The sequence below is a fragment of the Asanoa siamensis genome (assembly GCF_016862555.1).
In the GTDB taxonomy this organism is placed as follows: domain Bacteria; phylum Actinomycetota; class Actinomycetes; order Mycobacteriales; family Micromonosporaceae; genus Asanoa; species Asanoa siamensis.
The window spans coordinates 15,141-27,729 of the sequence record NZ_BONE01000101.1; the positions used below are offsets into that span (position 1 = coordinate 15,141).

The 12,589-nt window shown below is 70.1% G+C and carries 10 protein-coding genes and 1 tRNA gene; 3 read left to right on the forward strand and 8 right to left on the reverse strand.

Annotation, left to right across the window (positions count from 1 at the left end):
* Positions 1-413: 413 nt before the first annotated feature.
* On the forward strand, positions 414-4,175 hold the full coding sequence (locus Asi02nite_RS36365; RefSeq protein ID WP_203718591.1) for an FtsK/SpoIIIE domain-containing protein: 3,762 nt from the start codon (positions 414-416) through the stop codon (positions 4,173-4,175).
* A gap of 687 nt (positions 4,176-4,862) precedes the next feature.
* On the opposite strand, the gene Asi02nite_RS36370 is transcribed toward Asi02nite_RS36365, so the two are convergent.
* From Asi02nite_RS36370 to Asi02nite_RS36380, 3 genes are all read right to left on the reverse strand, one after another.
* Positions 4,863-5,891, reverse strand: a complete 1,029-nt coding sequence (locus Asi02nite_RS36370) for a tyrosine-type recombinase/integrase (RefSeq protein ID WP_239127530.1) — start codon at positions 5,889-5,891, stop codon at positions 4,863-4,865.
* The gene (locus Asi02nite_RS36375; RefSeq protein WP_203718592.1) at positions 5,888-6,358 is read right to left on the reverse strand and encodes a hypothetical protein; all 471 of its coding nucleotides are present in this window, start codon (positions 6,356-6,358) and stop codon (positions 5,888-5,890) included. The genes Asi02nite_RS36370 and Asi02nite_RS36375 overlap by 4 nt, the downstream gene beginning before the upstream one ends.
* A gap of 114 nt (positions 6,359-6,472) precedes the next feature.
* Positions 6,473-6,556 (reverse strand) — tRNA-Leu (locus Asi02nite_RS36380).
* A 122-nt stretch (positions 6,557-6,678) separates the two neighbouring features.
* On the opposite strand from Asi02nite_RS36380, the gene Asi02nite_RS36385 reads away from it, so the two are divergent.
* Entirely contained in the window at positions 6,679-7,095 is a 417-nt protein-coding gene (locus tag Asi02nite_RS36385) for a RidA family protein (RefSeq protein ID WP_203718593.1), read from the forward strand.
* Here Asi02nite_RS36385 and Asi02nite_RS36390 read toward each other — a convergent pair.
* Genes Asi02nite_RS36390 through Asi02nite_RS36410 form a run of 5 tightly spaced genes read right to left on the reverse strand, consistent with a single transcriptional unit; the run spans position 7,076 to position 11,459 of the window.
* A complete protein-coding gene (locus Asi02nite_RS36390) occupies positions 7,076-7,651 on the reverse strand; it encodes an O-methyltransferase (protein WP_203718594.1) in 576 nt (191 codons plus the stop codon). The two genes, Asi02nite_RS36385 and Asi02nite_RS36390, sit on opposite strands and share 20 nt — an antisense overlap.
* A gap of 7 nt (positions 7,652-7,658) precedes the next feature.
* Positions 7,659-8,615 carry a Gfo/Idh/MocA family protein gene (locus tag Asi02nite_RS36395; RefSeq protein ID WP_203718595.1) on the reverse strand — a complete coding sequence of 319 codons (957 nt, stop codon included), beginning with the start codon at positions 8,613-8,615 and terminating at the stop codon, positions 7,659-7,661.
* Positions 8,612-9,439, reverse strand: coding sequence for an ATP-binding cassette domain-containing protein (locus Asi02nite_RS36400; protein WP_203718596.1), 828 nt, complete (start codon positions 9,437-9,439; stop codon positions 8,612-8,614). Before Asi02nite_RS36400 ends, Asi02nite_RS36395 begins: the two co-directional genes overlap by 4 nt.
* Positions 9,436-10,476, reverse strand: coding sequence for an ABC transporter permease (locus Asi02nite_RS36405; protein ID WP_203718597.1), 1,041 nt, complete (start codon positions 10,474-10,476; stop codon positions 9,436-9,438). Before Asi02nite_RS36405 ends, Asi02nite_RS36400 begins: the two co-directional genes overlap by 4 nt.
* Positions 10,473-11,459, reverse strand: coding sequence for a sugar ABC transporter substrate-binding protein (locus Asi02nite_RS36410; RefSeq protein ID WP_239127531.1), 987 nt, complete (start codon positions 11,457-11,459; stop codon positions 10,473-10,475). Before Asi02nite_RS36410 ends, Asi02nite_RS36405 begins: the two co-directional genes overlap by 4 nt.
* A gap of 267 nt (positions 11,460-11,726) precedes the next feature.
* On the opposite strand from Asi02nite_RS36410, the gene Asi02nite_RS36415 reads away from it, so the two are divergent.
* Entirely contained in the window at positions 11,727-12,464 is a 738-nt protein-coding gene (locus Asi02nite_RS36415; protein ID WP_239127532.1) for a GntR family transcriptional regulator, read from the forward strand.
* The last annotated feature ends 125 nt before the right edge of the window (positions 12,465-12,589 follow it).

Below are 12,589 nucleotides of genomic sequence, written 5' to 3' on the forward strand. Positions count from 1 at the left end.
TCGGCGCCGGCCAGCTGTACGTTGGCGCGCACCTGGCCGATGGGACCGCGACTCTCGCCGCCGTCGGTCTCGACGACGGTGCCGCCCTCGGCATCGACATGCCGGTCAGCGGTGGGCAAGCGGCGGGGGGCTCGGTGGAACTGCGAGTCGTCGGCGGCCCTGGCGCGGGCCGGACCTACCGCCTGCCGCCTGGCCGTTACCGGGTTGGTGACGGCCCGGCGGCGCGTATTCCACTCGACGCGCACGCCCCCGGGGAGCGCGTCGACGTACTCGTCCGATCCGATCGGTCCGTTTGGGTCGGACCATCCGCCGACGCATCAGGCGCCGAGGACAGGCTCGTCGAATGGCCTGACGGGGGTCAACGGGCAGTCGGCGCCAACCTGGTGGAGATAGCCTCGACCACGACGGCGGCCATGCCGCTGACTCGCACCCCTGACGACCTCACACGTGGGTTCAACCGCCCGCCACGGTTCGTTCCCGACGTGCCCGGCGGACGGTTCAGTCTGCCGAGCGAGCCGCGTAAACCCGAACGCAACCCGATCCCGTACGCCACGCTTCTGCTCACTCCGGTCGGCGCGGCGCTCGTCGGCATCCTCGTCACCGGGAGTTGGCGGTTCGTCTTCCTCGCGCTGCTGTCACCTTTGGCGGCCATGCTGACGCAGCTCGGCACTCGCAAGCGAGGCAAGGTGTCCTTCGCAGAGCAGATGCGCGACTACCGCGCCGCCTTGGGGCGGGTGCGCGTCGACATCGATGTCGCCGTCCAGGAGGAACAGCGGCTGCGCCGACGCATATACCCTGACCCGGCCGCGCTCGCCCGGATCGCCATGCGACCCACCGACCGGCTGTGGGAACGACGCCGAACCGACCCCGACTTCCTTGACCTGCGCGTCGGCACGGCTTCGGTGCCCTCGACAGTCCGGGTCGACGATCCGGCGCAAGACGAGCATCGCCGCATGACGACCCCCACTCTCGACGACGTGCCGGTCCCGATGTCAGTCCGGGAAAGCGGTGTTGTCGGCGTGGCCGGGTCCGAGGCCGTCGACCACGCCACCTGGCTGGTGGCGCAGGCAGCCGTCCTGCACAGCCCGCGCGACCTTCGAATCTGTGTCCTGACCGATCGTGACCGGGAGACCTCGTGGTCGTGGGTCCGCTGGCTGCCGCACGTCAAGCCGACAACCGACACCTCGTGGGCGTTCGTCGGCACTACCGCGGAATCGGTGTCCCGCCGGATCGGCGAGATCGGGCAACTGCTGGCCGCCCGGGCGGAGGCCGACACGGCACGCCGGTCCGACCCGGACCGCGTGAGCATCCTGGTAGTCCTCGACGGTGCTCGTCGGCTACGGTCGCTGCCCGGAGTCGTCGCCCTGCTCCGCGACGGACCCTCGGTCGGGATCTACGTCATCTGCGTCGACGCCGAGGAGCGGCTGTTGCCCGAGGAGTGCCGGGCCGTGGTCACCACCGACGCCACCACCGTCAAGCTGCGTCGAGCCGGCATGGCAGAGCCGAGCGTGCTGCGCGCGGACAACCCGGAGCGAGCCTGGTACGAGCTGGTCGCCCGCAGCATGGCGCCGCTACGAGCGATGGGCGAGGACGACGATGCCGTGCTGCCCAGCTCGGCGCGTCTGCTCGACGTCCTCGACCTCGAACCGCCCGAACCCGACGCCGTCCTGGCAGGCTGGTCGCTGCGGCCACGGTCGACCCGTGGCGTCCTGGGCGTCGGGCTCGATGGCGCGTTCGTGGTCGACATCGTGCGCGACGGGCCGCACGCGCTGGTCGCCGGCACCACCGGCGCCGGCAAGTCCGAGCTCTTGCAGACTCTCGTCGCGACACTGGCGGTCGCCAACCGCCCCGACGAGATGACCTTCGTGCTGGTCGACTACAAGGGCGGCAGCGCGTTCGCAGAGTGCGCCGACCTGCCGCACACCGTGGGCATGGTCACCGACCTCGACACCCACCTGGTCGAGCGGGCGCTGGTCTCGCTCGGGGCGGAACTACGTCGTCGTGAGCATCTCCTCGCGAGCCACGGCGCCCCGGACATCGTCGCCTACCAGGAACGCCGTGCCCGAGACTCACAACTGCCGCCGTTGCCACGACTCGTGCTGGTGATCGACGAGTTCGCGTCCATGGTGCGTGAGCTGCCGGACTTCGTCACCGGCCTGGTCAACATCGCCCAGCGTGGCCGGTCACTCGGCATCCACCTGGTGCTGGCCACCCAGCGACCGTCCGGTGCGGTCACACCTGACATCCGAGCCAACACCAACCTGCGAATCGCACTGCGGACCACCGACCAAGGCGAGAGCCGCGACATCATCGACGCCCCGGACGCGGGCGAGCTGTCGCCGCGCACTCCCGGCAGGGCGTTTGCCCGACTGGGATTCGCCGCCCTGTTGCCGTTCCAGACGGCCCGGATCGGCGGAAAGCGGCCCGATGCCACCGTGGCGGCGTCCACACCGGTCACCGTTGTCGAGGTGCCCTGGTTCGCTCTCGGCGACGCGGTGGCGGCACCGTCGAGCGCGCGCTCCGCGGCCTCGGGCCCGCAGCCGGAGACGGACCTCGCTGTGCTGGTGGCGGCGATCGGCGCCGCGGCCCGCCTCGGCGGAATCCGGCCGGTGCCGAGCCCGTGGCTGCCCGCCTTGCCGAACGCTCTGCTCCTCGACGAGCTTCCGTCGGGCACGACGGGCGTGGCGTTTGGGCTGCTCGACCTGCCCGCTGCCCAGCGCCGTGAGCCGTTGACCTTCGACGTCGATCGGGCCGGCCACCTCTACGTTATCGGCTCGAGCCGCAGCGGACGCTCGCAAACGCTGCGCACCCTCGCAGCCGCCCTTGCCCGCGCGCACCGCACCGCGGACTTGCACCTCTACGGGATCGACTGCGGCAACGGGGCGCTGCTGCCGCTGGCCGACCTGCCGCACACCGGCGCCGTCGTCGACCGCACCCAGGTGGAACGTCTCGACCGCCTCCTGGACTGGCTGACCACCGAGCTCGCCCGCAGGCAGGCCCTACTGGGCACACGCGGGGCGGCTGATCTCGCGGAGTTGCGCGCGGCCATGCCGACCGGCGAGCGACCTCCGCACGTCGTCGTCCTGCTGGATCGCTTCGAGGTGTTCGAACGGGAGTTCGCGGTCTTCGACAACGGCCGCTACCTCGACCGGCTCGTCCGCGTGTTGCGCGACGGCGTCAGCGCCGGCATCCACCTCGTGCTCGCTGGTGACAAGTCGCTAGGCGCCGGTCGGTTCGCGGGTGCGACCGAGGACAAGCTCGTGCTTCGGCTCAACGACCGCACTGACTATGCGTTGGTCGGGCTCAGTCGCAAGGTCGTCCCGTCGGACCAGCCGCAGGGGCGGGCGCTGCGCGCCGCGGACGCCGCCGAAGCCCAGATCGCGCTGCTCTGCGTGGACCCCTCAGGCGCCGCCCAGGCCACGGCCATCGCGGCCATCGCTGCGGAAACCGGTATCCGCGACGCGGCGTCACCGCGGCCGCGAACGTTCGGGGTGCTTCCCGACACGCTCACCTTCGCCCACGCCAACGCCGCCGGCCGGGACGGCCGGCCACCGCTATGGGCGTTGGCCGGTGTCGGTGGAGACGACGTGGCACCGCTCGGTCCCGACTTGGGCGACAACCCGACGTTCTTGATCGGCGGTCCACCGCGATCCGGACGCAGCACCGCCCTGCTGAGTGTCGCTCGCTCATTGCGCGACGGCGGGACCGGTCTGATCGTCGTGGCGCCACGCCGTTCGCCGCTGCGTGAGCTCGACGGCGTCGTCGCGCGCATCGATGACGCTGCCATCGCTCGTGGCGAGTTCCAGAAGATTCTCACCACGGCGGATCACGACACGGCGGTTGTCCTCGTCGACGACGCCGAGCTGCTGCTCCAGTCCGCGATCGAGCCGGAGTTGCTCATGCTCGCTCGAGGCGCTGCTGGCAACGGCTGGGGGCTGGTAGCGGCCGGCAACGCCGACGCGCTCACCACCAGCCTCGCGAGCTGGCTCAACCAGATGCGGCGCAACCGCGCCGGACTACTGCTTTCACCTCAGGCGATCTCCGATGGCGAGCTTGTCGGTGTGCGGCTGACCCGCGGTCAGGTCGGCGGTCCGCCCCAGGCTGGACGAGGGCTGATCCACCTCGGCACGGGTTCGGTCATCGCGGTGCAGGTCCCGATGCATGACGGGACGTGACCCGGCTGGCACGCTGGAGGTTGCGTGCGAAGCGCGGAGAGCCCCCCGGCCACCTGCACCCGGATCCAGTAGTGGCGTGGCGTGTGCGCTCCGCATAGAAGTTACTCCGTGTTACGGGGTGTGGCGGGTCGCTCATGATCTCGTCTTCGCGGCGCGGCGGCGAACCGCCGCGACCGTCACGGATGAGCCCTGAACAGGGAAAACGCGGTTCTTATTCCGCCATGTCCGGTCCACCCCGGTTCGAGCCCTGTTTGGTCCACCCCGGTTCGAGCCCTGTTTGGTCCACCCCGGTTCGAGCCCTGTTTGGTCCACCCCGGTTCGAGCCCTGTCCGGCATCTTCGATGCGGACTGATCGAACCCCGAACTAGCTGCGGCTCGAGTTCTGCCGAACCTCAGCGACCAGCGCGCCATAGGCGGCAACTCGAACTGGCGCTAGACATCGGCACAACCCGGCTTCGCAGGTCACTCGCCAGGCCCGACGAGGATCCGAACGAACAACACCGGCATGCCCGCGTCGCGGCCCGACCGCAGCCAAATGGCGGCCGCGGTCGGCCACACCTTCCGCGAGGCGCACGGGTTAGGTCACCACAGCTGGCCAGAGCAGCGCGTCCACCAAATCTGGAACCGGCCGCGACAGCAGCGACCTCATCACTGTGGGCATGGCGATGGCGCGGCTGTCCGGATAGGTCATCCCGCTTTGATCAGTGGATGTGTCTCCCCGGTCAGCCCGGTCACGGCAATTGCCACTTCGTCAAGGCTTGCCTTGACGTAGGAGGCTGTCGATCCGCTGTTCCCGCCGTCGGTGTGGCCGGCGAAGGCGCGGGCGACGGCGTGGCCGTAGTTGCGTTCTACCCAGGTCAGGGTGGTGTGTCGCAGCCAGTGCGTGCTGATCTGTTGGGTGCGGACCCATGACAGGCGGCTGCCGATCCGGTGCCACAAATGGTCGTACCGGCGATAGGTCAAGGGCCGCCCGTCGCGGTAGCGCAACAGGCTGCCGTTCGCGTCACCGTCGCCACGTTCACTGTGGTGGGCCAACATATGCCGCATCAGCGTTGGCGAGACGGGCTGCCATCGTGTCGTGCCACCCTTCTCCCGTAGGTAGATCAGGGACAGGTCGGGGTCCAGGTCACGTGGGCGCAGCGCGAGCGCGCCGCCGCGGCGGCAGGCGGTTTCGGTGTGTAGGCGTAGCAGCAGGCAGTCCAATATCGGGTCGTCGCCGGAGCTGGCCGCCACCGCGTTGATCTCCGCGAGGCGGGCGTCACCGACGGCGCGGCGGGTGCTGGGCAGCCGGCGTGGCTTGGCGACCTTCCGTGCCGGGTTCTGCGATTCGTGGATCAGGCCGTCCGCCTCGGCCCGCCGATACAGGCAACGCAGCGCGGCCACCAGATGCTCGGCCGCCGACCTGCCACCCCGCCCGTTGCGGCGGGCGACGACCCCGGCCTGGATCCGGCCGCGCAGCGCCTCGATCTCGGTCGGCGTCGGTTCGTTCAGACGCCGGTCACCCCAATGCTCCACCACCCGCTTCCAGTACGAGCTGTACGCCTTGCGGGTGCCCGGCGAGACCGCCGCCGCGACCACTGGCACGTACTCGGCGAACGTCGGCAACGCCCGATCGGTCGCCGTCCCCGCGGTCAGCTCATCCAGCGAGATGCCCATCCGTTCCAGCAGCAGCCGGGCCGCCGCCAGGTCGGCGTCCCGTCCAGAACTCTGGCTCATTGCTGACCACCCCCGTCGCCTGGGGCAGACGCGGCGTCCAGCAGCCGGTCCAGGACCGGCAACGGGTATCCCGTCACCACCGAGGTGCGGCGATCGGCGACCAGCAGCAGCTGGTCCCCGGTGGCCAGCCGGCACCAGCGGCGCACCGTGAGGGCAAGGATGAGGTAGCCGCGGCGGTCGACCCGGGAGCGGCCCTCACTCCCGACCTGGAGGGTGATCACCCCGGCCCGCTCGCTGACGGCCAGCCGGGTCCCCGGCAGCCAGCCGAGCTCAGCGAGGATGCCGCGGGCGCCGATCCGCCCGCTCCTGTCCACCGCGGTCAACGCGTGGACGGTGTCGGCTGACCGGGTGCCGTCCGGGGCCAACATCGGCAACGGCAGCGGACCCAGGCGCAGAGAGTGCCGTCCGGCGGTGGCAGCCGAGCCCGGTGTGCGGGGCAGGACGGCGGGCACCAACGAGGCGGTCACGACGGCCACCCCCGCCGCCTGGCATCGATCGACGGCATCGTCACAAGCAAAAGTGCGTGTTCAGAGACCTCTGAACACGCACACCTGAATTTGCGCACCAGCGCGGAGAACCTGTGTCCGAGGGGGGACTTGAACCCCCACGCCCTATACGGGCACTAGCACCTCAAGCTAGCGCGTCTGCCATTCCGCCACCCGGACTTGCTTGCGCTCCCAGTTTAGTGGGAGGCACGGGCGCTAACTGTACACGACAGGTTGGGGGCGGTAGCTCGGGGGGCAAAACCGGTCGCGTGTCACCCCGGCACCGTCCGACACTCCTGTTCATGACCATCAGCAGGCTGAACCCGGACGGGCTTCACGTTACGCCCGGCTACCACCATGTCACCGTCGTGGAGAGCGCGGGCAGGACCGCCTACCTCGCGGGGCAGTGTCCCCTCGGCGCAGACGGCGAGGTCGTCGCGCCAGGGGACGTCCTCGGGCAGGTCGATCAAGTTGTGGCCAACACCCTGCGAGCCCTCGCCGCCGTCGATGCCACCCCGGACCACGTCGTGCGGACCGTCATCTACGTCACCGATGATGCCGACAAGAGCTTGGGCGACGTGTGGCGGCGGCTGCTCGACTCCCCGCTAAAAGCAGCCTTCACCACCGCCAGCACTCTCGTCGGTGTCTCCGGGCTCGGGTTCCCCGGCCAACTGGTCGAGCTCGACGTCACCGCCGCGCTCAGTGACCAGCCCACGTAAGAAACAAGCCCTTGCCCACCGGGATCGTCGCGGAGCGGCAGCGTGGGTCCGCGGCGACCAGGGCCAGAAAATCAGAAACCTCGGCCGCGTGGGAGAGGACGTTGTCGACCGCCAGCACTCCCCCCGGGCGCAGCACCCGGACCGGGTGGGGCCACCACGACGCGTACTCCGTGCGTTCCGCGTCCAGGAAGAGCAGGTCGACGCTGCCCGACGGGAGTGACTCCAGGTACGAGCCGCCCTCGAGCAGGCGGAGGTCGACCGAGACGCCCGCCCGGCGCAGGTTCGTGCGCAGCGACGGCCATTCCTGGGTGTCGACCGAGACCACCCGCCCGCCGATGTCGCGGGCCGCCAGCGCGAGCCAGATCGTCGAGTAGCCGTTGGACGTGCCGATCTCGACCACGCGGCGGGCGCCGGCGATCCGGACGAGCTGAGCCAGCAGCGCGGCGGTGTCCGGCTCTAGGTTGCGGCGGCGCAGCAACCGATCCTGTTGCGCCGCGTCATGGTGTACGCCGTCGGCGTACAGATCAGCTAGGAAAGCCTGCGTCGGCGAGTCCATCGCCACCTCACGTGAAGGTCTCCACGGCGACCGGCTCGCCGCCGTTCTGCAAAGACCGTACGCCAGCTTCACTCGCCGTGGTGGCCGCGTAACCGTCCCACAGGCCGGGACCGTCCACAGATCCCCGCAAACACGCCGAAACCCATGCCTGAACCTCGACGTCGTACGCGGTGGCGAAGCGCGCGACGAAGTCCGGCGGCAGCGGACGCGGCGCCTCGACGAAGGCACTGCCCGTCTCCCCCACCGCCTCGCAGCGCACCTCGTAGCCGACCTGGCTGTTGATGAACACCTCGGTCGTCGCCATGCCGCCGGACGCCATCCGGAACACGGCCACCAGCGGGTCGCGGACGCCGGCTGGAGCAAGAGAGGACGACGCCGGCGCGAGCACGCTGACCGCAAGAATCTCGGAACCGAACAGCCACCGGCACACGTCGACCTCGTGCACCAGCGAGTCCCGCACGATCATCTCGGAGCCGAACGACGCCGGCGCCGACACGTTGCGGTGCACGTTGTGCAGCAGCAGAAGCCGGCCCAGGGATGGCAACAGACCATGCAGCCGCGTGTACGACGGGTCGAAGCGCCGCATGAAGCCCACCTGCACCAGCGGCCGGGGCAGGTCCCGCGCGGCCTCGAGCAACCGCCGGGCCGATGTGGACGAGTCCGTCAGCGGCTTCTCGCACAGCACGTACTTCCCCGCGGCCATACACGCCAGCACCTGCGACTCGTGCGCCGCGGGAGGCGAGGCGATCACCACCGCGTCCACGTCGGACGACGCTATGAGCGACAGCGGCGACGCGAACACCGCAACGCCGGGGAACCGGGCAGCCACCGCCGAAGCCCGGGCAGGGTCCGCATCGGACACCGCCACCAGCGACGCCCCGCGAACCCGCGTCGCCAGCCGCGAAGCGTGGTCGGCGCCCATCACACCGACGCCGACCACACCGACCCGCAGCACCGCCGTCACGACCCGGGCGCCTCGACCGACCCGCGCTCCACAACGGACGGCGAGACCACCTTCGCGGGATCCGCGCCGCGCAGCTCGTGGCTCAGCTCTGCCAACTCGTCGCCGCCCGCCATCTCCGCGGCCAACTGGTCGAGCGTCAGCTCGTCGCGGTGGGCGTCGAGCACGACCCGGCCCAGCTTCAGGATCACGAAGTGGTTGCCGACCAGGTAGGCGTGGTGCGGGTTGTGGGTGATGAAGATGACCCCGAGGCCGGCGTCGCGCGCCTTGACCACATAGCGCAGCACCACCCCGGACTGCTTGACGCCCAACGCCGCCGTCGGCTCGTCGAGGATGATGACCCGCGCTCCGAAGTAGATGGCCCGCGCGATCGCCACGCACTGCCGCTGCCCGCCCGACAGGCTCGCCACCGGCCGGTCGAGGTCGGGGATGACGATCCCCATCTTCGACAGCTCCTCGGCGCAGATCCGCTTCATCGACGCGATGTCGAGCGTACGCAGGAAGCCCTTGCGCAGCTCGTTGCCGAGGAAGAAGTTGCGCCACACCGACATCAGCGGCGCCAGGGCCAGGTCCTGGTAGACGGTAGCGATGCCTTGCGACTGCGCGTCGCGCGGCGACCCGAACGAGACCGGCGATCCGTCGAGCAACAGCGACCCGGACGTGTGCGGATGCAGCCCCGAAACGATCTTGATCAATGTGGACTTGCCGGCGCCGTTGTCGCCCAGCACGCAGGTGACCTCGCCCTGCCGCACGGACAGCGAGACGTCCCGCAACGCGTGGACGTTGCCGTAGCTCTTCCCGACGTTCTCCAGCGAAAGAATGCTCATCGCAGGTCCGCCCGTCTCTTCACGTACAGGTTCACGATCGTCGCCAGCAACAGCATCACGCCGAGAAACGTGCGGAACCAGTCCGGGTTCCAGCCGGCGTAGTTGATGCCGAGCTGCGTCATGCCGAAGATGAGCGCGCCGATCGACGCGCCGACGACGGATCCGTAGCCGCCGGTGAGCAGGCAGCCGCCGATGACCGCGGCGATGATGAAGATGAACTCCTTGCCGACGCCCTCACCCGACTGCACGGTGTTGAACTGGAACAGCAGGTGCATGCCGGACAGCCACGCGCAGAAGCCGGCAGCCATGAACAGGCCGACCTTCGTCGCGCGCACGGGCACGCCGACCGCGCGGGCCGCGGCCGCGTCACCGCCGACCGCGAAGATCCAGTTCCCGATCCGGGTACGCAGCAGCACGTACGCGCCGACGACCGTCAGCAGGATCCAGTAGAGCACGGTGATCTTCAGGTTCACCGGGCCGATCGACACCTCGGAGCCGAAGACGGCCTGCGCACTCGAAAACCCGGACATGTCGTTGATGCCCGCGCTGGCCACGTTGCCGGTCGCCAACCGGGTCACGCCGAGGTTGACGCCCTGCAGGATGAAGAACGTGCCCAGCGTGACGAGAAAGCTGGGCAGCCCGGTGCGCAGCAGCAGCCAGCCGTTGAACGCGCCGATCGCGACCGCGAGGACCAGCGAGAAGAGCACGCCGACCCAGACGTTGAGGCCGAAGTTCCAGGCGAGCAGCGAGCCGGACAGGCCCGCGGTGGTCACGGCGACGCCGGCCGACAGGTCGAACTCGCCGCCGATCATCAGCAGCGCCACCGGCACCGCCATGATGCCGATCGTGGACGCTCCATAGAGGATCGTCCCGATGTTGGCCACGTTGCGGAACGGCTCCGCGACAGCCATGAAGAGCAGGAAGATGACGACCGCGGCGACCAGCGACCCGACCTCGGGGCGGCTCAGCAGCCGGGCGAGGAACGGCCGGCTGGCGACCCGGTCGTCCCGGGCCGCCAGCTCCGTAATCGTTGTCATCGCTTGCCGTTGTTGGCGTACTGCTCGACCGCCGACACGTTGCCACTGTCGATGAACGCCGGGCCGGTCAGCGTCGCCTGCCCGCCGCCGATGGTGTTGCCGTTGGTCTTGTAGAGCCAGAGGCTGTCGACGGCGAGGTAGCCCTGCAGGTACGGCTGCTGGTCGACGGCCCACGTGACCTGGCCGCTCTTGATGGCGCCGACGAGCTCCTTGTTGGTGTCGAACGTCGAGATCTTCGCCTGGCTGGCGGCGTCCTTGACCGACTGCACGGACGCCATCGCGAACGGCGCCCCGAGGGTCAGCACGCGGTCGATGGCCTTGTCCTGCTGGAGCTTCGAGGTGATCGCGGCCTGGACGCCGGGCATGTCCGTACCCGTGACGTAGATCTTCTCGATGTTGGGGAACGTCTCCTTGGCGCCGTCGCAGCGCGCGTCGAGCCCGACGTTGCCCTGCTCGTGGATGACGCAGAGCGCCTTCTTCGCGCCCTCGGTGGTGAGCTTCTGGCCGGCGGCGCGGCCGGCGATCCGCTCGTCCTGGCCGAAGTAGTTGAGCACGCCCATGCTCTGCCAGGCGTCGATGCCGCCGTTGAGCGCGACGACCGGGACGCCGGCCTGGACGGCCTTGGTCACGTTGGCCTTCATCGCGTCGGGCTTGGCCAGCGTCACGGCGATGCCGTCGACCTTCTTGTCGACCGCGGATTGCACGAGGTTGGCCTGGCCGGGACCGTCGGGGTCCGCCTGGTACTGCAGGTCCACGTTATCCTTCTTCGCCGCGTCCTCGGCGCCCTTGCGGACCAGGTCCCAGAACGTGTCGCCGGGGCCCGAGTGCGTGATGAACGCGATCGTCATCCGCGGGGTGGTGGCGGCGCCGGCGTTCGCGGGCTCGTCCTCGGTCTGCTTGCCGCCGCTGGAGCTGCACGCCGCCAGGGCGAGCACGGCCGCGGACCCGGCCGCGAGCAAGGACATCCGGAATCTGTGCGTCATCTGGTTCTGCCTCTCTCCTCCCCGCCGCGGCGTCGGGGCGGGTATGTCGGTCGGTCGGGGATTATCCGCCCTGATCCCGCCCAGGGCGACCTGGCGGGTCTCGGCGACGCGGACCGCTTTCAAGGCGTCACAGACGGTGTGCGGCGCAGGGGCGGGCACCGACCAGGCGGGCTGGGGGTAGCGTGCACGTACGTAAATATCACGTCAAGTGTTTGTTCCAACATTTTTACATAACGTCAACCCGGTGCGAGACGGTAAAGTGCGCCCATGGCGCTGCAGGTGGGCGTGACGATCGACCGTTCGTCGCCCGTGCCCCTCTACCATCAGCTCGCCGAGCAGCTGCGCTCGGCGATCGACGACGGTCGCCTCCAGCCCGGCGACCAGTTCGAGAACGAGATAGCCCTCGCCGAGCGCCTCGACCTGTCCCGACCGACCGTCCGCCGGGCGATCCAGGAGCTGGTCGGCCAGGGCCTCCTGCTGCGCCGGCGCGGGCTGGGCACCACGGTCGCCAACCGCAAGGTGCACCGGCGGGCCGGGCTGACGAGCCTCTTCGAGGACCTCGACCGGGCCGCCGGCCGGCCCAGCACCGAGCTGCTCGGGCACGAGGTGGTGCGCGACGAGACGATCGCCGCTGAGCTCGACCTGCCGGCCGACACCGACCTGCTGCACATCGTGCGGCTGCGCCTGACCGCAGGGCAGCCGCTGGCGATCCTGCGCAACTGGCTGCCGCCGCGGGCGTCCGGGCTGACCCCGGAGGAGCTGGAGGCGAAGGGCCTCTACGCGTTGCTGCGGGCCCGCGGCATCCGGGCGGTGGTCGCCCATCAGGAGATCGGCGCGCGTACGCCGACCGCGTTCGAGCGGCGGCATCTGGCGCTGAAGTCGAGCGAGCCGGTGCTCACGATGACGCGCAGCGCCTTCGACGCGTCGGGGGTGGCGGTCGAGTACGGGGACCACTGCTACCGCGCCCGCGACTACACCGTCGACGTGACCATCGACGAACGCTGAGCGACGCCAGCGCGGGGCGCCGCGCGCGGGGCGCGCCACCCCAGCGGCGGGCGGCGACCCGACGACGGCCGCGGCGGGGGCTAGCACGCGCCGCGCGCCCCGCGTGACGCGCCGGGGGCCGAGCG

Coding starts and splice junctions, on each gene's coding strand:
- Asi02nite_RS36370 (WP_239127530.1), bottom strand. CDS start 5,891: ATGAGCCAGAGTTCTGGACGGGACGCCGACCTGGCGGCGGCCCGGCTG.
- Asi02nite_RS36400 (WP_203718596.1), bottom strand. CDS start 9,439: ATGAGCATTCTTTCGCTGGAGAACGTCGGGAAGAGCTACGGCAACGTC.
- Asi02nite_RS36365 (WP_203718591.1), top strand. CDS start 414: ATGCCGCTGACTCGCACCCCTGACGACCTCACACGTGGGTTCAACCGC.
- Asi02nite_RS36385 (WP_203718593.1), top strand. CDS start 6,679: ATGACCATCAGCAGGCTGAACCCGGACGGGCTTCACGTTACGCCCGGC.
- Asi02nite_RS36405 (WP_203718597.1), bottom strand. CDS start 10,476: ATGACAACGATTACGGAGCTGGCGGCCCGGGACGACCGGGTCGCCAGC.
- Asi02nite_RS36410 (WP_239127531.1), bottom strand. CDS start 11,459: ATGACGCACAGATTCCGGATGTCCTTGCTCGCGGCCGGGTCCGCGGCC.
- Asi02nite_RS36415 (WP_239127532.1), top strand. CDS start 11,727: ATGGCGCTGCAGGTGGGCGTGACGATCGACCGTTCGTCGCCCGTGCCC.
- Asi02nite_RS36390 (WP_203718594.1), bottom strand. CDS start 7,651: ATGGACTCGCCGACGCAGGCTTTCCTAGCTGATCTGTACGCCGACGGC.